The 22,473-nt window shown below is 72.7% G+C and carries 13 protein-coding genes; 5 read left to right on the top strand and 8 right to left on the bottom strand.

Annotated features, from left to right (window positions below; translation table 11 throughout):
* The first annotated feature begins 107 nt into the window (after nt 1-107).
* The gene (locus ACFU95_RS26090) at nt 108-521 is read left to right on the top strand and encodes an organic hydroperoxide resistance protein (RefSeq protein WP_383831890.1); all 414 of its coding nucleotides are present in this window, start codon (nt 108-110) and stop codon (nt 519-521) included.
* A 33-nt stretch (nt 522-554) separates the two neighbouring features.
* Here ACFU95_RS26090 and ACFU95_RS26085 read toward each other — a convergent pair whose 3' ends face one another.
* The 8 genes from ACFU95_RS26085 to ACFU95_RS26050 form a co-directional block, all read right to left on the bottom strand.
* Nucleotides 555-2,189, bottom strand: a complete 1,635-nt coding sequence (locus tag ACFU95_RS26085; protein ID WP_383831888.1) for a hypothetical protein — start codon at nt 2,187-2,189, stop codon at nt 555-557.
* Between the two features lie 50 nt (nt 2,190-2,239).
* The gene (locus ACFU95_RS26080; protein WP_383831886.1) at nt 2,240-4,474 is read right to left on the bottom strand and encodes a CDP-glycerol glycerophosphotransferase family protein; all 2,235 of its coding nucleotides are present in this window, start codon (nt 4,472-4,474) and stop codon (nt 2,240-2,242) included.
* Between the two features lies 1 nt (nt 4,475).
* Nucleotides 4,476-6,677 carry a CDP-glycerol glycerophosphotransferase family protein gene (locus ACFU95_RS26075; RefSeq protein WP_383831884.1) on the bottom strand — a complete coding sequence of 734 codons (2,202 nt, stop codon included), beginning with the start codon at nt 6,675-6,677 and terminating at the stop codon, nt 4,476-4,478.
* A 43-nt stretch (nt 6,678-6,720) separates the two neighbouring features.
* Nucleotides 6,721-8,964: a CDP-glycerol glycerophosphotransferase family protein gene (locus ACFU95_RS26070; protein ID WP_383831882.1), complete on the bottom strand. Its 2,244-nt coding sequence runs from the start codon at nt 8,962-8,964 to the stop codon at nt 6,721-6,723.
* Between the two features lie 169 nt (nt 8,965-9,133).
* The gene (locus ACFU95_RS26065; protein WP_383831880.1) at nt 9,134-10,048 is read right to left on the bottom strand and encodes a carbohydrate ABC transporter permease; all 915 of its coding nucleotides are present in this window, start codon (nt 10,046-10,048) and stop codon (nt 9,134-9,136) included.
* An 88-nt stretch (nt 10,049-10,136) separates the two neighbouring features.
* Nucleotides 10,137-11,483 (bottom strand): carbohydrate ABC transporter permease, encoded by a 1,347-nt coding sequence (locus ACFU95_RS26060; RefSeq protein ID WP_383831878.1) that lies wholly within the window; start codon nt 11,481-11,483, stop codon nt 10,137-10,139.
* 4 nt (nt 11,484-11,487) lie between these two features.
* Complete coding sequence (locus ACFU95_RS26055) at nt 11,488-12,873, bottom strand: ABC transporter substrate-binding protein (protein ID WP_383831876.1); 1,386 nt, start codon at nt 12,871-12,873, stop codon at nt 11,488-11,490.
* 274 nt (nt 12,874-13,147) lie between these two features.
* A complete protein-coding gene (locus tag ACFU95_RS26050; RefSeq protein WP_383831874.1) occupies nt 13,148-16,792 on the bottom strand; it encodes an FHA domain-containing protein in 3,645 nt (1,214 codons plus the stop codon).
* Nucleotides 16,793-17,161: 369 nt separating this feature from the next.
* Between ACFU95_RS26050 and ACFU95_RS26045 the strand changes: the two genes are divergently transcribed.
* The 4 genes from ACFU95_RS26045 (at nt 17,162) to ACFU95_RS26030 (ending at nt 22,382) form a co-directional block, all read left to right on the top strand.
* Nucleotides 17,162-18,823, top strand: a complete 1,662-nt coding sequence (locus ACFU95_RS26045) for a protein kinase (RefSeq protein WP_383831872.1) — start codon at nt 17,162-17,164, stop codon at nt 18,821-18,823.
* Between the two features lie 208 nt (nt 18,824-19,031).
* Nucleotides 19,032-20,273 (top strand): serine/threonine-protein kinase, encoded by a 1,242-nt coding sequence (locus tag ACFU95_RS26040; RefSeq protein ID WP_383831870.1) that lies wholly within the window; start codon nt 19,032-19,034, stop codon nt 20,271-20,273.
* 79 nt (nt 20,274-20,352) lie between these two features.
* Nucleotides 20,353-21,456 carry a peptide chain release factor 2 gene (gene prfB, locus ACFU95_RS26035; protein WP_383831868.1) on the top strand — a complete coding sequence of 368 codons (1,104 nt, stop codon included), beginning with the start codon at nt 20,353-20,355 and terminating at the stop codon, nt 21,454-21,456.
* Between the two features lie 293 nt (nt 21,457-21,749).
* Nucleotides 21,750-22,382, top strand: a complete 633-nt coding sequence (locus ACFU95_RS26030) for an LPXTG cell wall anchor domain-containing protein (protein WP_383831866.1) — start codon at nt 21,750-21,752, stop codon at nt 22,380-22,382.
* The last annotated feature ends 91 nt before the right edge of the window (nt 22,383-22,473 follow it).

Here is a 22,473-nt window from a genome sequence, read left to right as displayed (position 1 = left end):
TCGTGTCCGTCATTTAGTTGTGCGCAATTGAATTGTGTGCTCTACTTGAGGTCGTCCGGCGGCCGCCAACGGAGCCGCCGGAACGTGACTTGAGAGGGATGGTTCCCATGGACGCGCTCTACACCGCTGTCGCCACCGCCACCCACGGCCGCGAGGGTCGCGCCGTCACCAACGACGGCAAGATCGACCTCGCGCTGGCCATGCCGGTGGAGCTCGGCGGCAACGGGCAGGGCACCAACCCGGAGCAGCTGTTCGCCGCCGGGTACGCCGCCTGCTTCGGCAGCGCCCTCGGCCTCGTCGGCCGTGCGGCCAAGGTCGACGTCTCCGACGCCGCCGTGACCGCCGAGGTCGGCATAGGCAAGCAGGGCGAGGGCTTCGGCCTGAAGGTGACGCTGCGCGTGGAGCTGCCCGACACCCTCGACGAGGCGACCGGCCGCAAGCTGGTCGAGCAGGCCCACCAGGTCTGCCCCTACTCCAACGCCACCCGCGGCAACATCGAGGTCGACCTCGTCATCGAGTAACCACCACGGAGCACCCCGCTCCGAACCGGCCGGTCACCCGATCCGCGCCAGCACCTCCCCCGTCTCCCTGCTCCACGCCACCACCACCGCCTCCTCCGGCACCCGCTTCCACCGCGTCAGCAACAGCCAGTGCGCGTGATAGCGCCGGGCGACGGCCGTGCGTCCGGCGCGGGTCGAGGCGGGGGAGAGGTAGGAGCGGACCTCGGCGAGCCGGCGCTCCCGTTCGTGCTCGTCCAGGGCGGGGTCGGGCCAGATCGGCGCGGCGAGGTTCGGCCCGTACCCGGGGATGGAGCGGGGCGCGAAGTGCCCGTCGGAGATGATCACCTCGCCCTTCCCGACATGCCGTGCCACCCACGCGTACGACGGCCAGTACGACGGCTGCTCCAGCCCGATCGGGTCCAGGACGCGCGGCACGACCGCCCCGCCCTGCACGGTGAGCAGCCCGACGCAGGCCCCGACGAGCGCGGCCCCGCCCAGCACCCGGCGCGCCCGCGCCCATGGCCGGGGCGCCGCCAGCTCCACCGCTGACGCGAACTGCAACGGCACGAGCGTGAGCCCGAGGATCCTGCCGTAGGTGTAGTGGCCGCTGACCCAGCCGTACGCCACGACCAGGCAGTCGAGGGCGAAGAGCAGCACCAGCGGATCCCGCCAGGAGCCCCGCCGCCACCTCAGCCACAGCGCCGGCAGCCCCAGCAGCGCCAGCCAGAACTGCCCGCCGAGGTGCTCGTACAGCTGCCGGTGAATCCCGTCCACGCTGTCGTCCCCGGCCAGCGCGAACACATCGAAGTACGGCCAGCATCCGGCGACCAGCACCGCCGTCCCCGCCGTCGCCCCCCACCGCACCACCACGGCGCCCCGCGATCCACCCCGCGACGCACGCCCCCATCCGCGCTGCCACCCCGCGACGAACGCCACCGCCCCCAGCACCGCCGCCACCGCGGTGATCGGATGGATCAGCAGGATCAGTCCGTACAGCGCCCCGAGCCCCGCGTACCCGGCGAGTCCCGGCAGTCCGCTCGGCCCGACGTACCGGACCGCTCCTCGTTCCTGCCCCTGCCCCCGGGCCCGCGCCCCCGTCAGCGCCCACGCCCAGAAGGTGAGCCCGATGGCGAACGCCGAGGGATAGCCGAGATTCCCCGTCATCGACATCAGGCTCAGGTATCCGCTCCACCAGGCCCGCTCGGTCCCCCACAGCAGCGTCATCGCGCCGACCGCCAGCACCGGCGCCCACGGCCTCGGCGTCAGCACCCGCACGAAGCGGCCGATGCCGGTCAGCAGCACGAGCAGGTTCAGCGGACCGGCCAGCCGCACCATCTCCCAGCCGCCCAGCCCCGTCAGCCGGGCGAGCGCACCCTGCGCGACCGCGTACGGCGAGTAGTACGGGCTGCCCGCGCCCGGCAGATCGGCCATCGGGTGACGCGGGTGGAGCAGGTTCGCCTTCAGGCGTTCCACCACCGCCGCGTGCTGGCCCGCATCGCAGCACAGCGGCACGGCCCAGTACGCCAGCAACATCACCAGGAAGAACAGAAAGCCGAAGGCCTGGTACGGCGTCGGGCGCCAACTGCCGCCGCCACGCAGGGCACTCGCGCCGCGCACGGTCCCCCGGACGAGGACACCGGCAGCGGCGCCCACGGTACGGGTCGGGGAGGTTGTGTGGGTTTGAGGCATTTGCCGTATGTTCCCGGCCGGACGGGCCGGGGCAACGCCTTCGCCTCACATCACCTCATCGAGTGAGCCCGCGGTGCCGCGGGAGCCGGCACCCTCTCCCGCCCGCCCGGCCGCTCCGTCATCCGCTCACCCAGCAGCAGCGTCCGGACGACCCGCTCCGCGGCCAGCCCGTCGTCGAACTCGCAGAACCGTTCCCGGAAACCGGCCCGCAACCGCGCCGACTCCCCGTCCCGCCACGTCCCGGACGCGAACAGCCACGCCAACTCCCGGTACGAGCGCGACACATGGCCCGGCGCGTCGGCCGTGATGTCGAAGTAGGCACCCCGGCTCGCCGCGTACGCCCCCCAGTCGTCGGCATGGATCACGACCGGCCGGTCCAGGTTGGCGTAGTCGAACATCAGGGCGGAGTAGTCGGTGACCAGGACGTCGGCGGCGAGCAGCACGTCCTCCACACGCGGCTCGTCCGTCGCGTCGATCAGCACGCCCCGCCGGTGCAGATCGGCCAGGCCCATCCCCCGTGCCGTACCGGTCGCCAGCGACGGATGCAGACGGACGACGAGCGTGTGACCCGCGCCCAGGTCCTGGGCGAACCGGGCGAGATCGATCCGGTCGACATGGCCGCCCCGGCGGTACTCGCGACGCGTCGGCGCGTACAGCACGACGGTCTGCCCGGCGGGGACGCCGAGCCGCGCACGGGCGGCCTCCGTGGCCGCCGCGTCCGCGTTGACCAGCACGTCGTTGCGCGGGCTCCCGGTCCTGAGTGACGTGAAGTGACACGGATACGCCCGCTCCCACACCAGCTCCGAATGCCGGTTGGCCACCAGGCTGTAGTCCCAGCGGTCGGCCCGCCACAGCATCTTCGGCACGTCGAAACCGTGCCGGGCGCCGGGCTTGGTCAGCAGGTCGGCCGCCATGTACTTGAGCGGGGTGCCCTGGTGGGTCTGGACGTGGACGCTACCGGGGCGCTTGGCCAGGGTGCCGGGCCAGTTGACGTTGTTCACCCAGTACGTCGCCCGCGCCATGACCTCGTGGTAGCGCCGCGAGCCCGGCGTCACGAAGTCGATGCCGGACGGCAGCGTGTCCACCGAGTCCTCCCGGACCACCCACACGCCCTCGATGTGCGGGGCGATCTCACGGGCCTTGGCGTGGATCGCCGCCGGATCACCCAGCAACCCGCGATGCGAGAACGCCGAGTAGACGGCCAGATGCGGATCGAGCGGAAGCCTCGACCGGGCCCCGTACCAGGCCCGCTGAGCCCGCTGCGACGCCGCCCGCGTCACGCGCCGCCTGCCGTTCCCCGCCACCCTGCGCACCTCCCGCAGACCGCGTGCCACGGCGAACGCCGGGTAGGACGCCGTCGCCAGCAGCCGCGTCTCCTGGCCGCGTCGGCCGTCGGGCGGGGTGAAGCCCTCCGGGACGTGGCGGGCGTGGAAGGAGCGGATCTCGCGGTAGAAGTCCGGCCGGTCCGCGGGCCTGACCCGGTCCTCGCGGGCGAGCACGAACAGCATGTGGTCCAGGGCCCGTTCGAACAGCGGGGCGCGCGCCCACGCCAGGTCCGGGCGCGCTTCGAGGAACGCGAACAGGCCCTCGTACTGCGGGAAGATGTCGAAGTGCCGCCGCCCCGGCGTCCTGGTGATCGCGCCCTGCCGGCGCTGCCGGTACTCGACCCCGATCCGCTCCAGACAGGCGACGCGGTCGGCCAGCACCATCGAGCGGTAGGTGACGGGCGCGTCCTCGTACAGGCCCGGCGCGTACCGCAGTTCGTGCTTCAGGAAGAAGTCACGCCGGTACGCCTTGTTCCAGGCGACCAGGAACAGATGCAGATACTCCGGGTTCTCACGGACGGCGAAGGTGTCCGTGCCGGCCGCGGCCAGCAGGTCCGCCGCCGTGCTGCGGCCGCCGCGCCCCCACCAGTGGGTGCGCACGTGGTCGAAGACCAGGATGTCCGGGTCGTCGCTCGCCTCCAGACGCGCGGCCACGGCGGCCAGCAGCCCCGGCGTGTAGTGGTCGTCGCTGTCGAGGAACAGGACGTAGTCGCCGCTCGCCTCCGCCAGACCGGCGTTGCGGGCCCCGCCGAGGCCGACGTTCCGCGGCAGGTGCAGCACGCGCACGCGTGCGTCGCGCTCGGCGTAGCCGTCCAGGATCGCGGGGCAGCCGTCGGGGGAGCGGTCGTCGACGGCGATCACCTCGAAGTCGGCGTACGACTGCCCGAGCACCGAGTCCAGGCACTCCCGCAGGAAGCCCTGCACCTTGAAGACGGGGACGATGATGCTGAAGCGGGGCACGTCAGTTCCTCACGAGGGTCGTCGCGGCGGGGGCGGGGAGGCGCTCGGCGAGGGGGATCACCGGCGGGATCGCCTCGGGCGGCTCGCCCAGCAGCACCCGGCGTACGACGCGCTCGGCGGCCTGCCCGTCGTCGAACTGGCAGAAGCGCTCCCGGAACGCGGCCCGCAGCGCCGTGGCCTCCTCGTCCGCCCACGAGCCGTCGCGGAAGACGGCCGCCAGCTCCTCCGGCGTACGCGCCACCCTCCCCGGAGCGGCCTCCAGCAGGTCGAAGTAGACGCCCCGCAGCTCCCGGTAGACCTCCCAGTCGTCCGCGTACACGACGATCGGCCGGTCCAGGTTGGCGTAGTCGAACATGATGGACGAGTAGTCGGTGATCAGCGCGTCGGCGGCCAGGCACACGTCCTCGGACGAGCGGTGCCCGGTGACGTCGATGATCCGGCCGCTGCCCCGCGCGGCGCCCCGGTCGTAGAAGTAGTGGGCGCGCAGCAGCACGACGTACTCGTCGCCGATCTCCTCGCACAGCGCGTCGAGGTCGAGGCTCGTCTCGAAGCCGGTGGTGTGGTCGCGGTGGGTCGGCGCGTAGAGCAGGGCCTTCCTGCCCTCGGGGACGCCGAGTTCGCGGCGGACGCGGGCGACGTCCGCGGCGGTCGCCGTGTAGTAGGCGTCGTTGCGCGGATAGCCGTATTCGAGGGTCTCGTGCGCGGCGGGGAACGCGCTCTCCCACATCTGGGTGGAGTGCCGGTTGGAGGTGAGGTTGTAGTCCCAGCGGTCCACGCGGGCCAGCAGCCTGGCGAAGCTGCCGGTCGCCGCCGCCACCACGGGGTACGTCGCCTGGTCGGCGCCCATCTTCTTCAGCGGCGTGCCGTGCTGCGTCGACAGATGGACGCTGCCCGCGCGCTTGACCACGGCGTCCGCGAAGTTGGCGTTGTTGATCAGGTACTTCGCGCGGGCGAGCACGTCCCAGTACTCCCGGCTGCCGATGACCGCGTACTCCACGTCCTTCGGCACACTGTCCACCGCGTCCGGCTCGACCAGGAACACCGAGCGCAGGTGCGGGGCGAGCTCCCGTGCCTTGGCATGGATCGCGGCCGGGTTGCAGGCATAGCCGCGGCCCCAGTACGCGCAGTACACGGCGAGGTTCCGGTCCAGCCGGCGGCGCAACTGCCACCGGTAGCGCAGCCGCGTGCCCAGCCCACTCGGACGCGCGATCCCCGAAGCGGCGCTCGCCACCGCCTGGTTGGCGCCGCGCAGCGCCCTGAACGCCGCGTACGCCCCGCTCGCCAGCAACCGGTGCTGCACACCGAGACTGCCGCCCGGCACCCGGACCCCGGCGGGCCGGTGCCGCCGGTAGAGCTCACTCGCCCGCCGGAAGAAGGCACGGCGCCGACGCGGCAGCCGCCGGGGGTGGGCCGCCGTCTTCAGTACGGCGGCGAAGAGCTGCTCGAACAACGGCCCGAGCCGTGCCGCTCCCAGCCCCTGCTCGGCGGCCCGCGCGAGCACCAGCTCGGCCTGGTCGAGCAGCTCGAAGTGGTGCTCCCCGGGGAGGTTCAGCCGGTTGCCCTGCCGCCGCAGCAGATGCCGTACGACGACCTGGCGCAGCACCGCCATGCGCTCGGTGCGCAGCACGACCAGGCCACCGAAGCCGATGTCGGTGAAGTGCCCCTCAGGGAAGGCGAGCCCCTGATCGATGAGGAAGGACCGCCGGTAGGCCGCACTCCACGCCGGGAGCTGGACGCCCGTCACCTCGGGGGCCTCGCCCGGCGCGAAGACCCCGCCCGGTGCCCGCGCCAGCAGCGGCGCGGCCGGCTGGGTCGGTTCGCCCGCCCACCACGGGGTCCGCTCGTGCCCGAAGTACAGGACGTCCACGTCGCCGGTCTCGCGCAGCCGGGCGTCCAGCGCCGCCAGCGCACCCGGTACCAGCACATCGTCGCCGTCCAGGAACAGCAGCCAGTCGCCCAGCGCCGCCCGCGACCCGGTGTTGCGCGCCCCCGCGAGACCCGCCGTCGGCGGCGAGTGCACGGGCGCCACCCGGCAGTCCCGCTCGGCGTACCCGACGGCCACGTCCGCCGCCGGGGAGTCCGGGCCGTCACAGACCGGAATCAGCTCGAAGTCGCCGAAGGACTGCCCGAGGACCGAGTCCAGCGCCTGGGACAGCCGACCCGCGACCCCATGGGACGGAACGATGATGCTGAAGCGGGGCATACTGCTCTTTCTGTCGAGTGCGGCGCCCCGAAGGGGCGCGGGTTCATGACGGTGCTGCCAGCGGAGCGCTGTGCGGGGCGTGCGGGTGCGACGCGGCGGGGGACGGGACGGGATGGCGCCGGTCCAGCGGCACCGCGGGCCGCAGGCCGGTCTCGCCCAGCACCACATGGCGTACGACCCGCTCGGCGGCGAGCCCGTCGTCGTGCGGGCAGAAGCGCTCGCGGAACGCCGACCTCAGCTGGACGGAGCGCGAGCCCCGCCAGTGCCCGGTGGCGAAGATGTCGATCAGCTCGTCCTCGCTGCGCGCCACCGCGCCCGGCGGGAAGGACCGCAGGTCGAAGTAGGTGCCACGGGCCGCCTCGTACGCCTCCGCGTCGTCGCTGTGGATGACGATCGGCCGGTCGAGGTTGGCGTAGTCGAACATGAGGGACGAGTAGTCCGTGACCAGGGCGTCCGAGGCGAGGCACAGCGCCTCGACACCGGGGTGGTCGGAGACGTCGATGAGCCGGCCGGGCTGGGGGGCGTCGACGAGGGGGCCGCCGTGACGGTGCGGGGCACGCGCCAGGACGACGTAACCGGGGCCCAGACGGCGCAGGACGTGGGGCAGGTCGAGGGCGGTGCGCTGGGTGCGGCGGTAGTCGCGGTGGGTGGGGGCGTAGAGGATCACGACCGCGCCCTCGGGAATGCCGAGCCGCTCGCGGATCCGGGCCACGTCCGCCGACGTCGCTTGCAGGAAGACGTCGTTGCGCGGGCTGCCGTATTCGAGGGTCCGGTACGCGCCCGGGTACACGCGCTCCCAGGTCAGGGTGGAGTGCCGGTTGGCGGACAGGACGTAGTCCCACTTGTCGACGTTGTCGAGGAGCTCGTCGACGTCCGTGTCGCCGGCTGCCGCCGGGCGTTCGCGCAGGTCCAGGCCCATGTGCTTGAGCGGGGTGCCCCGGTGGGTCTGCACGAAGACCTGGTCGGGGCGCTTGACCAGACGGCGGTCGAAGCCGGCGTTGTGGACGAGGTACTTGGAGCGGGCGAGCGCCGTCCAGTAGGCGGCGCTGTCGGGGCGCAGCCGACGGGTGCCGGCGGGCACGAAGTGGTGCTGCTCGGCTTCCGCGACCCAGGCCGTGCGGATGTGCGGGGCGTGCGTGCGGAACGCCTGCTCCAGGGCGCCCGGACTGCAGCCCTGGCCACGCACTCCGTCGGCGGCGAAGACGGCCCGGTCGGCACGCAGGGGGAGGCTGCGCTGGACCCGGTAATGGAGGCGCAGGGCGGCGGAACGGAGGCCCTTCAGCAGCCGGTCCCCGACCTTCGCGGTCCGGCGGGCCAGCGCGAACGTCAGCTGCAGGGCGCGGTACGTGCGGTGCAGGCCCAGGCGGATCAGGGTGTGGTGGGCGCGGCTGCGTGCGGGGACGGTGGCGCCGGGGGAGCGGTAGCGGCGGTACTGGGTGCGGGCCCGCCGCAGGAACGCGGCGCGGCTGCGGCGCGGGAGGCGGTCACGGCGGGCGAACACCACCACCAGGTGGTCGACCATCCGGCGGAACAACACCGGGCGCCACCGGGCGAGTTCGGGGTTGTCGTCCACGTACGCGAAGACCCGGTCGTACTGCTCGAAGATGTCGAAGTGCCTGGGGCTGACCGTGCCGAGGATCGCGCCGCGGCGCCGCTGCCGGTAGTGCACGCACACCCGGTCCAGGGTCGCGATCGACTCCGCCGTCATCAGCACCGGATACGTCCAGGGCGTGTCCTCGTAGTAGCCGGGCGGGAAGGCGAAGCCCTCCTCCGCGACGAACTCCCGGCGGTACGCCTTGTTCCAGGCGACCATCAGCAGCCGCAGCAGGCCCGGCCGGTCCGCCAGCCGGAAGGGCGCCGGGCCCTCCTCGGTGAGCAGGGTCGCGACCTGGTTGCGGATCGTCTCGCCGGTCCAGAAGGTCCGCGCGTAGTCGTAGACCAGGACGTCCGGCTCGCCGGTCTCCTTCAGCCGGTCGGCGATCGCGTGCAGGGCGTCGGGAGTGAGGGTGTCGTCGCCGTCCAGGAAGATCAGGTAGTCGCCGGTGGCCTGAGCGACACCGGCGTTGCGCGCGGGCCCCAGCCCCTGGTTCCCGGTGAGGTGCACGGGACGTACGCGCTGGTCCCGGGCCGCGAACTCGTCGATGATCGCGCCGCACGCGTCCGGCGAGCAGTCGTCGACGGCGATCAGTTCGAGATCGGGATACGACTGTGAGAGCACCGATTCCAGGCACTCGTGCAGGTACGCCTGAACCTTGTACGCGGGGACGATGACACTGAACCTGGGCAAGGGACATCCACTTGGTCGACCGGGACGGCAGGCGGCGACAGCGCCTTGCCCGGCAACGGCCAATGGAGTGACTTGGTTACGGCGAGGTACGGCATACGGGGGATCATGAAGGAAGGGCGAAGGGGCGGACCGTTCCCGGCCCGCCCCCTCAAGTTCCCTGCCTTTTCGGCTACTTGACCGCGCCCGCCATCACACCGGACACGAACTGCCGCTGGAACGCGAAGAACACGACCAGCGGGATCACCATGGAGATGAACGCCCCGGGTGCCAGGACGTCGACGTTGTTGCCGAACTGCCGTACCTGGGTCTGGAGCGCGACCGTGATGGGCTGGCTCCCCGAGTCCGTGAAGATCAGCGCCACCAGCATGTCGTTCCACACCCACAGGAACTGGAAGATGCCGAGCGCGGCGATCGCCGGACCGCCGAGCGGCATCACGACACGGAAGAACAGGCGCAGTTCACCGGCGCCGTCCAGCCGGGCCGCCTCCAGCAGCTCCCGTGGGATCTCGGCGAAGAAGTTCCGCAGCAGGAACACCGCGAACGGCAGCCCGAAGCCGACGTGGAAGAGGATCACGCCGATCAGGGAGCCGAAGATGCCGATGCCGCCGAACAGTTCGGCGATCGGGATCAGCGCCACCTGCACCGGCACCACCAGCAGGCCGACCACGCCCAGGAACCACCAGTCGCGGCCCGGGAACTCCATCCACGCGAACGCGTAGCCCGCGAGCGAGCCGATGACGACGACCAGGACCGTCGCCGGGACCGTGATCAGCACGGTGTTGAGGACCGAGTCGGTGATGTCGGGATTGCTCAGGAGCTTGTCGTAGCTCTCGAAGGTGAGTTGGGAGGGCTTGCTGAAGACCTCCCACCAGCCGCTGGCGGTCATCTCCTCCGGCGGCCGCAGCGACGACAGCAGCAGACCGATCGTCGGAACCAGCCAGAACAGGCCCACGACGATGAGGAACACCCGCACCAGTCCGCCGCTGACGAAGGCGGCGAGCCGGGCACCGAGGGACTGCTCGCCCCTGGCGGTCGTGAGCGGCTCGGGCGCCCCTTTGGTGAGCCCGCCGGCGTCCGTACTCATCGCCGCACCTCCTGCCTGAGCCGACGGACGTTACTGCTCATTCCCGGGGGGTGACCCCCGGACCCCCAGCAGCCGGTCAGGTGCCCCTTCATCGCCGCCCCTCCCGCCTGAGCCTGCGAATGTTGAACCACATCACGGGAATCACCAGGAGCAGCAGGAACACCGCGATCGCGCTCGCGATGCCCGGCTGGTCCTCGGAGAAGCCCTTGCGGTACAGCTCCAGGGCGAGCACGTTCGCGTCGTCCTGGGAAGAGCCCGGGGCGATGATGAAGACCAGGTCGAAGACCTTCAGGACGTTGATCATCAGGGTGACGGTGACGACCGCGAGGACGGGCGCCAGCAGCGGCACCGTGACCCTGCGGAACACCTGCCACTCGTTGGCGCCGTCGACGCGGGCCGCCTCCAGCAGATCGCGCGGGATGCCCGCGAGCCCGGCCGCGATCAGCACCATCGCGAAACCGGCCCACATCCAGATGTACGAAGCGATGATGGACGGCGTGACGAGGGACGGGCCGAGCCAGTCCACGCCGTTGTACGGCTCCTTGAAGTTGTCCGGCGGCAGCCGCAGCCGCGCCCCGTCGGCGGCGGCCGGCAGCGTGAACGTGCCGTCGTCGGCCGCCTTCGCGCTGGCCACGACCTCGCCGTCCTTGACGGCCTCGATCTCCATCCCGGCATAGCCGAGCTCCGACGCGTCGACCCCGCCGAGCGTGCCGACGCCCTTGCCGCGCGTGAAGTCCTGCCAGGTGGTGCCGGTGATCCCGGACGGATCGGCCTTCGCCGGTACGGCCCTCCTGGCGTCGTCCGGCATCTGGTCGGGGGCGACGCCGACGAGGGGCAGCGAGACCGGGGTGCCGGCGCTGACGGTGGCCTTGGTGATGAAGCCGCCGCCCGGCGCCGCTTCGAGGGGCGACTCGCGGCCCGGGTGGGCCTTCGGGAACGCCGACGCCTGCGCGAAGGTGTCATGGACGCCCACCCACACCGCGTTCGCGACGCCCTTGTCCGGGTCCTGGTCGTAGACCAGCCGGAAGATGATGCCCGCCGCCAGCATCGAGATCGCCATCGGCATGAAGATGACCAGCTTGAACGCCGTGCCCCAGCGCACCCGCTCGGTCAGCACCGCGAAGACCAGACCGAGCGCGGTGGCGACCGTCGGGGCGAACACCACCCAGATGACGTTGTTCTTCAGGGCGGTGCGGATGCCGTCGTCGGTGAAGAGCGCCTCGTAGTTGTCGAACCCGGCGAAGCCGTCGCCGGACTGGTCGTAGAAGCTGCGGATGACCGAGTACCCGATCGGGTAGACCACGAGCGCGCCGAGCAGCACCAGGGCGGGCAGCAGGAAGAGCACTGCCACCGTTCTGCGGGTGCCGGTCACGCTCTTGCGCGACTTGGGTGCGGCAGGGGTCGGAGGGACCCCTGCCGCTTCCGTCGACGCCATGGCGTCAGTTTCCGTACGCCGCGGCCGCGTCGGCTTCCAGCTTCGCCTGCGTGCCCGCGATGTCCGTCGGGTTCTTCAGGAAGTCCTGGAGGGCCTTCCACTCGCCCTTGCCGGGCGTGCCGCCGAAGGCCTGCGGGGCCTGGTCGGACATGTCGAAGCGGAAGTCGTCACCGGAGTCGATGAGCGCCTTGGCGATCTTCTGCTGCACCTCGTTCGGATACGCCGAGTTGTCCACGTTCTTGTTGGGCGACAGGTAACCGCCGAGCTTCGCCTGGATCGTCGCCGCGTCCGGGGAGGCGAGCCAGGTGGCCAGGGCCTGCGCCGCCTTGGAGTCCTGGAGGATGACGGCCGCGTCGCCGCCGGAGACGACGGGCGCCGTGTCACCGACGGTCGGGAACGGGAACACCTTCGCGTCCGTGCCGACCTTCGCCTTGGCCTGCGTGATGTTGACCTGCGCGAAGTCCCCTTCGTAGACCATGGCGGCCTTCGGCTGGTCGCCGCCGGTGAAGACCTGCGTGACGGAGGCCGGGAAGTCCGTCTGGAGCGCGCCGGTCGCGCCGCCCGCCACGTAGTCCTTCTTGCCCCACACCTGGGCGAGCGTGGTGAGCGCGTCCTTCACGGACGGGTCGGTCCACTTGATCTCGTGCTTGGCCAGCTGGTCGTACTTCTCGGGACCCGCCTGGGAGAGGTAGACGTTCTCGAACCAGTCGGTGAGGGTCCAGCCTTCGGCGCCGCCCACCGAGAACGGGGTGACGCCGGAGTCGTAGACGGTCTGGGCGGTGGAGAGAAGCTCGTCCCACGTCTTGGGCTCACTGGCCCCGGCGTTCTCGAAGACCTGGTTGTTGTACCAGATCAGGGACTTGTTGGCGGCCTTGTAGTAGACGCCGTACTGCTTGTCGTCGACCTTGCCGATGTTCTGCCAGCCCTGCGAGTAGTTCTCCTGGAGCTCCTTGACCGCATCGGCGCCGAGGGGCTTGGCCCACTTCTTGTCGACGGCCTGCTTGATGGCGCCGGGCTGCGGAAGCATCGCGATGTCCGGCGGCTGGCCGCCCGCGACCTTCGAGCCGAGGAAGTTGATGATCGGGTCCTGTGCGGGCACGAAGGTCACCTTGGCACCCGTACGCTTCTCGAACTCCGTAAGGACCTGCTTGAAGTTGGCCTGTTCGGCGCCGGTCCAGACGGCGGCGACCTCCAGGGATTCGCCGTTCAGCTTGGGAAGGGTGACGGTACTGCCCGTCTCCTGGCCGGTCCCGCCCTGTTCGTTGCCGTCGCCGCCGCTGTCGTCATCGCCTCCGCATGCGGTGAGCGAGACTGCCAGAGCGCCTGCGAGTACGGCTGCCGCGGCCCTCGCGGCCCTGCTGGTCCGGTTCTTGCTGCTCGTGCTGCGCATGACTGCCCCGTTCTTCGTGCATCGTCGAACGTTCGAGCGCTGTCCCGTGCGATCTGGTCTACGCCCTGGGTTTGGGGGCGGCAAGACCGCGTCCGCTGTCAAGCGGGGGATCGTGACCGCCTCGTGACCAGGCCGTGTGTCTGCGACGGCTGGACCGAAGACGTGCGGGTACGCGGTGGCTCGCGTCCCTGGGGGCCGCGCCCCCAGACCCCTGCTATCGGCCTGAACGGCCTCGTCCTCAAGTGCCGGACGGGCTGAATGCCGCCGACCGGGGTCACAGGAGCGACGGCACCTCGGCTGCCGAGACCTGCCGCGCCGCCCGCTCCAGCGCGCTGGCCAGCAACGCCAGGTCCGTGGGTCCGTTGCCCAGCTCGCGGACCGGGCGCCGGGCCGGCGGATCGCCCATGCGGTGCCACTCCAGCGGCACGACCGTGGGCCGCAGCGTCGCCGTCCGCGGGATACGCCCCGTGACCCGCCCGCCCTGGAACGGCACCGCTCTGCCGTCCGCCCGGGTCAGCCGCCCGCGTCCCGGCGCAGGCTCTTCCGGGCCCGCCGCCACCGCGTCCAGCGTCACCCGCAGCGTCGCCCGTCGCGCCGGCTCCGACTCCGCCGTACGGCCACCGAGCCCCGTGGCGGCCACCAGATGCACCCCGAGCCGCTCGCCCTCCCGGGCCACGGCCTCCAACGCGCGTATCACCGAGCCGGCGGCGGGCCTGCCGGTCGACCCCAGCGCGGGCGAGACCAGCGCGTCCAGGTCGTCCACGACCACGACCAGCCGGGGCAGCGGCGGCACGGCCTCGGCCTCCGCCTGCCGACGGGCCGCCCCCGGCCGCAGCCGGATGGTGGAACTGGGCGGCGTGTCCAGATCCCCCGTGACGTCACCGGCCCCGGTCCCGATGCCGGACCCGGCGCCGCCCCCCGCCGCGCGCTGTGCGACCACGCGGCCCGACAGCGTCCGGCCGGTGTGCCACTCGGCGAAGTCGGACCGCCCGAGCAGCTCGGCGCGCCGCTTCAGCTCGGCGCTGAGCGACTGGGCGAACTCCCGCATGCGGACAGGGTCGTTGGCGGTCAGGTGGGTGGTGACATGGGGGACGTCCGTGCAGACCCGCAGCCCGTCGCCCTGCCCCCCGCCCGCGCCGACGCCGTCCCGGCCGTCGATCAGCACGATGCCCAGCCGGTCCGGCCGCTCGGCCGCGGCGAGCGAGGCGACGACCGCCCGCAGCAGCTCCGTACGCCCGCTGTCGGGCGGCCCCTCGATCAGCAGGTGCGGTCCGTCGGCGCCGAGGTCCGCGCCCACCGGCCCGCGCGGCCCGGCCCCGAGCACGGCACACGCCCGCCCGCCGAGGGCCTCCGGGTCGTCGGCCGCGTCGGCCCACCGCGCCATCAGCGACGCCGGGGTGGCCCGGGCCAGCCCCAGCTCGTCCAGCAGTCGCGCCGCCTGAGGCAACGGCACGGACACGCGAGCGTGCCGCTCACCGGCGGCCCCCTCCGTGCGCAACGGCGCCAGGGCCCGCGCGAACCGCTCCGCCCAGGCGAGGGAAACGGCGTCCACGGCGGCGACGGTGCCGTGACCGACGGGGCCGTGGGCCGGGGCGGCGGAAGCGCTGGTGCCCGGTCCGGCCGGGCTGTGTCCGACCGGGCCGTATGCCCCCGGGCCGTGGCCTGCCGTGTCGTGATCCGCGAAGGCGCGGCCGTCAGGGCCCTGAACGGCGGCACCCGGCCGGGACGCGTCCACCGAGCGCGGGCCGGCCTCCGCCCCGCTCCCGGCCTGGGTGACCGTCGGGACCGCCCCGGACCGCGCCACCCGCACCAGCCGCAGCGCCGTCGCCACATCACCGCTGAGCAGCCCGACCGCCCCGCACTCCCGGAACGCCGGCGCCACCATGCAGGCCGCCTCGTAGGTCTCCGTCACCGGCGACGCGGGCGAGGCCGCGGCCGTCTCGGCGAGGCATACGACGTGAATGCCGGCCCGCGGACCCTCCAGCGCCAGCCGTGCCACCGCCTCGCGCAGGTCGGCGCCTCCGGGGTCGCCATCCACGACGACCACGGTGTACGGCCCCGCGAATCCGCCCGCTGTCCCGTCGGCCGGGGCGTCGTCCCGCGCCCAGGAAGGCCGGCGAACGGCGGGCCGGCCCGGCCCCTGACCGTCGGTGACGGCGACGGGCGGCTGCGCGGAGTTCCCCGCGGCGACCCCGTCCCCGGTCTCCGCCGTGAGGTCCTCCAGCCGCCGCAGCAACTCCTCCGTGCGGGCCGTCGCCTGTTCGCGGTCGTAGGCCAGCAGCAGGCGGCAGTCCTGGCCGTGCCCGGGGCGGACATGCGGGAGCCAGCCCAGCCACGCCCACTCGGCGGTGCGCTCCGCCAGAGAGCGGGAGCGGTCCGCGCTGATCAGGACCGTCTCCAGAATGTCGGGCGAGTGCAGCGCGGCGAGCTGGGCGATCACCGCGCGGGCCAGCCCGGCGAGCCGCTCGCGCGGACCGGCCAGCCCCAGCGCCCCGACCTCGCGCAGATCGGCGGTCACCGGGACGGCGGGGAGCAGTCCCGAGCCGTCGGGTGCCGCGCGGTCGGCCGTGCCGAGCCGCACCGTGAGGGATTCGGGGTGACCAGGGGCACGCTCCCACAGCCGGGGGCCGGGGCCCAGGGCCGTCAGCAGCAGTGACGCCGGGTCCGGCCAGGCCTCCGGCAGCCGGGAGCTGTGGGTCGCCGCGGGACGCCCGGCCGTCTCGGGCGGCAGCACGTCGTGGTCATCGTCGTACGCCCCGTGCCGGTCCGGCCCCTGCTCGCCGCGTCCGCCGGCCAGCCGCCGCGCCCAGGCCGAGAGCCCGCCGCGTCTGCGCACGCCCGGGGGCACGTCGGTGCCCCGGAGCGGGGTGCCTTTACGGCTGCCGCCGCCGTCTTCGTGGCCCCCGCCGCCGTCTTCGTGGCCCCCGCCGCCAGCTTCGTGGCCCCTGCCTTCTTCTTCGTGACCTCCGTCGAGCGCGCCCACCCCGAAACCCGCGCCGTGGGTGTCACCCGCGCGCGGTCCCGGAAGCGGCCTCCCGAGCCCGCGGTCCCGCTCGATCCGCGGTGCCCCGCCCTGCACCGGCACGCCGGGCGGCTCCACGGGGCCGTGGTCCCGAGCGGCCGGACGGCCTCCCGGCGCCGTGGCGTCGCCGCCGTCCGCCACGCGTGCGTGGGGCACCGCAGCCGCTCCGGCTTCCCTGGGCGCCGCAGAGGGGCCGTCCCCCCGAGAGCCGGCCGCGCCGGCCGCTCCCCGGTCCCGGTCGTCCCCGGCGGGGACGCGTGTGTGCCCTTCTCCGTCCGGCTCCGTCCGCACCCGGGCGCCCGGGCCGCCGGCCGGGGCCAGCCGCAGCGCCGACTCGCCGATCCGCAGCAGCGCCCCCGGGGCGAAACGCACCGGGCGGGCGGTCACTCGGGTGCCGTCCAGTGACGTGCCGTTCGTGGAGCCGAGGTCGGCGACCGAGACGCGGCCGTCGGCGGCGACCGTGACCGCGCAGTGCAGGCGCGAGACGTCCGGGTCGTCGAGCGGCACGTCGGCCTCGGCGGAGCGGCCGATGCGGATCTCGCCGCCGTGCAGGAGATGGACCCCGCCCGCGTCCGGGCCGGCCACGACCTGGAGCTGGGTCGGGGCGTCGTCCAGCTCGGGGTGGGGTTCGGGTGCCGCCGGGGCGCCCAGGGACAGCACCGCGCCGTCTATCAGCGGCGGTTCTCCGAGTGTGCTGCGCCGGTCGTCGAGCCGCTCCGCGTCCGCGTACAGCACGACCGGCCCGTCGCCTCCGGACACCGCCGAGGCGAGCGCCGACGCCACCGCGGCCAGGGCCGTGCCCGCCGGCGCCGTGACCAGCACGTCGCAGCTGGCGGCGCGGCCTCGCACCGGGGCAGGCGGGGCCAGCGGGTCTACGACGGTCAGCCGGATCTGCATCGGCGTCAGCGGTCCCTTCTGCGCGGGCGCGGACCAGGGGCCGTCCGATGGATCTCCCCACCCCACACGAGCACTTCGGCCAGTACTGCACGCATCCTCGCACCTGCCACTGACAAAGCGCCCCCCGGCCGAAGGCAAGTGATCTTGATTGGTCGGCTCTGCCCGCAAAAGTGCATGACAAGTGCACTGCCGGCGATCAGTTGAGATCGCTCACTTCCGCTTGCGGCAACCACGAGACGGAGCCGAGCGTCTTTCCTTCGAACATGTACGGGAAGCCGTACGTAAGACGCACAGAATGACGACAAGCCAGTGCCCCGGGGTACGGCACTACAGTGGTTCGGAACGTAGGCAAGCAGCAGGGAGCGCGACGTGCGGCCGGTAGGCAGCAAGTACTTCCTCGAGGAGCCGCTCGGTCGCGGCGCCACGGGGACCGTCTGGCGAGCCCGCCAGCGGGAGACCGCGGGCGCCGAGGCAGCCGTGCAGGGGCAGCCCGGCGAGACCGTCGCGATCAAGGTCCTCAAGGAGGAGCTCGCCAGCGACGCGGACATCGTCATGCGGTTCCTGCGGGAGCGCTCCGTCCTGCTCCGCCTGACCCACCCGAACATCGTCCGGGTCCGTGACCTGGTCGTCGAGGGTGAGCTGCTGGCCCTGGTCATGGACCTCGTCGAGGGCCCCGACCTGCACCGCTACCTGCGCGAGAACGGCCCCTTCACCCCGGTCGCGGCCGCCCTGCTCACCGCGCAGATCGCCGACGCCCTCGCCGCCAGCCACGCCGACGGCGTCGTCCACCGCGACCTGAAGCCCGCCAACGTCCTGCTCCAGCAGAACGGCGGCCAGATGCACCCGCTGCTGACCGACTTCGGCATCGCCCGCCTCGCCGACTCCCCGGGCCTGACCCGCACCCACGAGTTCGTCGGCACGCCCGCGTACATCGCGCCCGAGTCCGCCGAGGGCCGCCCGCAGACCTCCGCGGTCGACATCTACGGCGCCGGCATCCTCCTCTACGAGCTGGTCACCGGCCGTCCGCCGTTCGGCGGCGGTTCCGCCCTGGAAGTCCTGCACCAGCACCTGAGCGCCGAGCCGCGCCGCCCGTCCACGGTCCCCGACCCGCTCTGGACGGTCATAGAACGCTGCCTGCGCAAGAACCCCGACGAAAGGCCCAGCGCCGAGAACCTCGCCCGCGGCCTGCGCGTCGTCGCCGAGGGCATCGGCGTGCACGCGAACTCCGGGCAGATCGCCGCGGCCGAGGGCGTCGCCGCCCTGCTCGCCCCCGACCCCGCACCGGCCACCGTGCCGGGCTCGGCCGACCCCACCCAGGTGCTGCCGCACGGCGCGGCCCCGGGGGCGTACGACCCGAACGGCGCGACCAGCGTCCTGCCGCACACCGGCGCCTCCGGCCCGGCCGGCGCCGCCGACCCGACGGCCGTCATGCCGTCGATGCCACCGGGGCCTCCCGGCGGGCAGCCCGGTCAGCCCGGCCCCGAGGAGCCGCACCCCTGGCAGAACCAGCTGCGTGCCGCCCGGGACCGCAACGAGCAGACACAGGTCCAGTACCTCGACCCCAACCAGGACCCGCTGCGCCGACGCCCGCAGCGCCAGGTCGCCCGCCCGCAGCAGCAGCCGCACCCCCAGCAGCAGCGGCCTCCGCAGGGCCGGCCGCCGCAGGGCTACGGCCACCCGCAGCAGCAGCCGCAGCAGTACGCCCCCCAGCGCCAGCCGCAGCAGCAGCCCCAGCGGTACGCCCCGCCGCCCACCCCTGAGCCGCAGCGGCCGCAGCGCGAGCCGCGTCAGCCGCGGCAGCGCGGCGCCAACCCGATGCGGATCCCCGGGCTCGGCTGCCTCAAGGGCTGCCTGTTCACGATCATCATCCTCTTCGTCGCGGGCTGGCTGATCTGGGAACTGAGCCCGTTGCAGGACTGGATCGGCACGGGCAAGGGCTACTGGGACCAGCTCAGCGACTGGTTCAGCACCGTGACCGGGTGGATCGGGGACCTGGGCGGGGGCTCGGGCGGCGGCTCGGGCACCAACTGACCCTCGGGCACCGACCGGCCGCGGCCGACGCGCGGCGCAGGCTGGTTTGGTTCTTTGTCGACATCTGGCGGGTGATTTCCGCCTCCGTGGTGAAGGTTGGGTTGCCGGGCGCGTAGTTTTGTCGACCGGGGGTCCCGGTTCTGTCGTGGTGGTCCGGGGGCGGTCCCCGGAGCGAGGCAGCGCGACACACGCGTCGGTAGGAGCAGTCTTGGCACGGAAGATCGGCAGCCGGTACACCGCCAACCAGATCCTGGGGCGGGGCAGCGCCGGCACGGTGTGGCTGGGCGAGGGACCCGAGGGGCCCGTCGCCATCAAGCTGCTGCGCGAGGATCTCGCGTCGGACCAGGAACTCGTCGGACGCTTCGTACAGGAGCGCACCGCGCTGCTCGGCCTGGAGCACCCGAACGTCGTCTCCGTCCGCGACCTGGTGGTCGACGGCAACGACCTCGCGCTGGTGATGGACCTGGTCCGGGGCACGGACGTGCGCACCCGGCTCGACCGGGACCGGCGGCTCGCCCCCGAGGCGGCGGTGGCGATCGTCGCGGACGTCGCGGACGGGCTGGCGGCGGCGCACGCCGCCGGGGTCGTGCACCGGGACGTGAAACCGGAGAACGTCCTGCTGGACATGCAGGGCCCGCTGGGTCCGGGCGGCGCCCACCCGGCCCTGCTGACGGACTTCGGTGTGGCGAAGCTCATCGACTCCCCGCGCCGCACCCGCGCGACGAAGATCATCGGTACGCCGGACTATCTGGCGCCGGAGATCGTGGAAGGGCTGCCTCCGAGAGCGGCGGTCGACATCTACGCCCTCGCCACGGTCCTGTACGAGCTGCTGGCGGGCTTCACCCCGTTCGGCGGCGGCCACCCCGGAGCGGTGCTGCGCCGCCATGTCACCGAGACGGTGGCGCCCCTGCCCGGCATCCCCGACGAGCTGTGGCAGCTGATCATCCAGTGTCTGGCGAAGGCGCCGGCCTCGCGGCTGCGGGCCTCGGAGCTCGGGGCGCGGCTGCGGGAGCTGCTGCCGCTGGTGGCCGGGATGCCGCCGCTGGACGTGGACGAGCCGGACGCGGAGTCCGCGGAGGACGAGGCTCCGGCCGCAGAGGAGGCGGCGCCGACGGGGGAGCGGGTGCGGCGACGGGGCGCGGTGCCCCTGGTGCCGGGGGCGAAGCCGGCCGACTCCAATCGGGACACGCATACGTCGATGAGAGTGCCGGGGCCCGATGAGCTGGCCGGGGGTGCGCGGGGTACGGCCCGGGTGCCGCGCGCGGCCGGTGCGCCCCGGCCGGGGTCGGCCCGGCACCGGGCGGCGACGAGGCGGCGGCGGGTGGCGCTCGGGGCGGCCGCGGTGGCGCTGGTCGCGGCGGCGGGCGTGGGCACGTGGCTGGCGACCTCGGGTGACGACGCGGACGCGACCCCGCAGGACACGAACAACTCGGCACCGGCGACGCCCTGACCTTTGCGCACCCGGCCGGGGCGGCGTCGGCCAGGGACGCCCGGGCCTCGGCGCCTGGCGGAGCCGTTACGCTGGAGGCGTGGCAGTCGTCGATGTATCCGAAGAGCTCAAGTCCCTCTCCTCGACCATGGAGTCGATCGAGGCCGTTCTGGACCTCGACAAGCTGAGGGCAGACATCGCCGTGCTCGAGGAGCAGGCGGCCGCGCCGTCCCTGTGGGACAACCCGGACGAGGCGCAGAAGATCACCAGCAAGCTCTCCCACCTCCAGGCGGAGGTGAGGAAGGCCGAGGCCCTCCGCGGTCGTATCGACGACCTCGGCGTTCTCTTCGAGATGGCCGAGGAGGAGGACGACCCGGACACCCGCGCCGAGGCCGAGTCCGAGCTCGCCGCCGTCCGCAAGGCGCTGGACGAGATGGAGGTGCGGACGCTCCTCAGCGGTGAGTACGACGCCCGTGAGGCGCTCGTCAACATCCGCGCCGAGGCCGGTGGCGTCGACGCCGCCGACTTCGCCGAGAAGCTCCAGCGCATGTACCTGCGCTGGGCCGAGCAGCGCGGCTTCAAGACCGAGATCTACGAGACGTCGTACGCCGAAGAGGCCGGCATCAAGTCGACCACCTTCGCCGTGCAGTCGCCGTACGCCTACGGGACCCTGTCCGTGGAGCAGGGCACCCACCGGCTCGTCCGGATCTCGCCCTTCGACAACCAGGGGCGCCGCCAGACCTCGTTCGCGGGCGTCGAGATCCTTCCGGTGGTCGAGCAGACCGACCACATCGAGATCGACGAGTCCGAGCTGCGGGTGGACGTGTACCGGTCGTCCGGCCCCGGCGGACAGGGCGTGAACACCACCGACTCCGCGGTGCGCCTCACCCACCTCCCCACCGGCATCGTCGTCTCCTGCCAGAACGAGCGGTCTCAGATCCAGAACAAGGCGACCGCGATGAACGTTCTCCAGGCGAAGCTGCTGGAGCGCCAGCGCCAGGAGGAGCGGGCCAAGATGGACGCCCTCAAGGACGGCGGCAGCTCCTGGGGCAACCAGATGCGTTCGTACGTCCTGCACCCCTACCAGATGGTCAAGGACCTGCGTACCGAGTTCGAGGTCGGCAACCCCGAGGCCGTGTTCAACGGCGAGATCGACGGGTTCCTCGAAGCCGGAATTCGCTGGCGCAAGCAGCAAGAGAAGTAACTTTGTCGACAAGGCAACTGCCGCCCTCTTGGCGGCAGTTGCCTTTTCTGTGCCTGCATGTCTGGGTTTTACATCACACTCACAGGCTCCAATCCCTGGCATAGCCCCCGCATTTGGACATGGCGCCAGCAAACGGCCTTGACGAGTCTTTGAAAAATGGGAAGGGTAAAGCGTGGCATGCGTATCTCTGGGGCGCATGTGAACCGGGGGACTTGAGTTCAGTACTACCCCCGTCGATCACGGCCCCCGAGCGCCGCCTCACCGACGATTCAGCTACTGGGGGTAGCAACCACATGACGAAGAAGACGCGGATCCGCATCGCGCGCGTCGCGGCCGGTGCCGTGATCGCGGCCGGCGCCTCGCTGACCCTTGCGGGCGCCGCATCTGCCGCGGAGGCGGACGACTGCCTGCTCGGCATCCTCTGCGTTGACGAGGACCCGACCGTCCCGCCGACCGACCCGGTTCCGACGGATGTCCCCACCGACATCCCCACGGACATCCCGACCGAGGACCCCACGGTCCCGACGGACCCGACCGTGGACCCGACCGAGCCGCAGGAGCCCACCCAGGACCCGACCACGGACCCGACCGACCCGGGTAACGGGAACGGCAACGGTAACGGCAACGGCAACGGGAACGGCAACGGGAACGGCAACAACGGCGGCGGGAACGACAACACCAACCCCGACGGCGGCACGTCCCCGCAGGAGGAGGGTTCCTCCTCCCTGACGGACACCGGCACCGAGACGACCGGTACCGGCACGGGTGCCAGCACCTCGGCCCAGGGCGGCGGTGACGAGCTCGCCGAGACCGGTGCCGCTCAGACCACGTTCCTGCTGGTCGGCGCCGCCACGATGATCGCCGGCGGTATCGGCTTCCGTATCCTGCCGCGCCTCGCGGGCGGCCGTGGCGGAGCGGCTGCCTGACGGTAGCCGGTCGTTCACGCCGTGTGATGCACGCCGTACGGCCGAGGGGGGCGGGGGGGGGGGGGGGTGTTGGGGGGGCGGGAGCCTCTTT

It is taken from the genome of Streptomyces sp. NPDC057623 (genome assembly GCF_042800355.1).
In the GTDB taxonomy this organism is placed as follows: Bacteria; Actinomycetota; Actinomycetes; order Streptomycetales; family Streptomycetaceae; genus Streptomyces.
Note: the sequence above shows the minus strand (reverse complement) of the source record. Positions and strands in the feature narration are given on the sequence as shown.

Excerpts from the sequence above, each read along its gene's own strand:
- ACFU95_RS26050 (WP_383831874.1), bottom strand. The coding sequence starts at position 16,792 with ATGCAGATCCGGCTGACCGTCGTAGACCCGCTGGCCCCGCCTGCCCCG.
- ACFU95_RS26075 (WP_383831884.1), bottom strand. The coding sequence starts at position 6,677 with ATGCCCCGCTTCAGCATCATCGTTCCGTCCCATGGGGTCGCGGGTCGG.
- ACFU95_RS26090 (WP_383831890.1), top strand. The coding sequence starts at position 108 with ATGGACGCGCTCTACACCGCTGTCGCCACCGCCACCCACGGCCGCGAG.
- ACFU95_RS26055 (WP_383831876.1), bottom strand. The coding sequence starts at position 12,873 with ATGCGCAGCACGAGCAGCAAGAACCGGACCAGCAGGGCCGCGAGGGCC.
- ACFU95_RS26060 (WP_383831878.1), bottom strand. The coding sequence starts at position 11,483 with ATGGCGTCGACGGAAGCGGCAGGGGTCCCTCCGACCCCTGCCGCACCC.
- ACFU95_RS26030 (WP_383831866.1), top strand. The coding sequence starts at position 21,750 with ATGACGAAGAAGACGCGGATCCGCATCGCGCGCGTCGCGGCCGGTGCC.
- ACFU95_RS26065 (WP_383831880.1), bottom strand. The coding sequence starts at position 10,048 with ATGAGTACGGACGCCGGCGGGCTCACCAAAGGGGCGCCCGAGCCGCTC.
- ACFU95_RS26085 (WP_383831888.1), bottom strand. The coding sequence starts at position 2,189 with ATGCCTCAAACCCACACAACCTCCCCGACCCGTACCGTGGGCGCCGCT.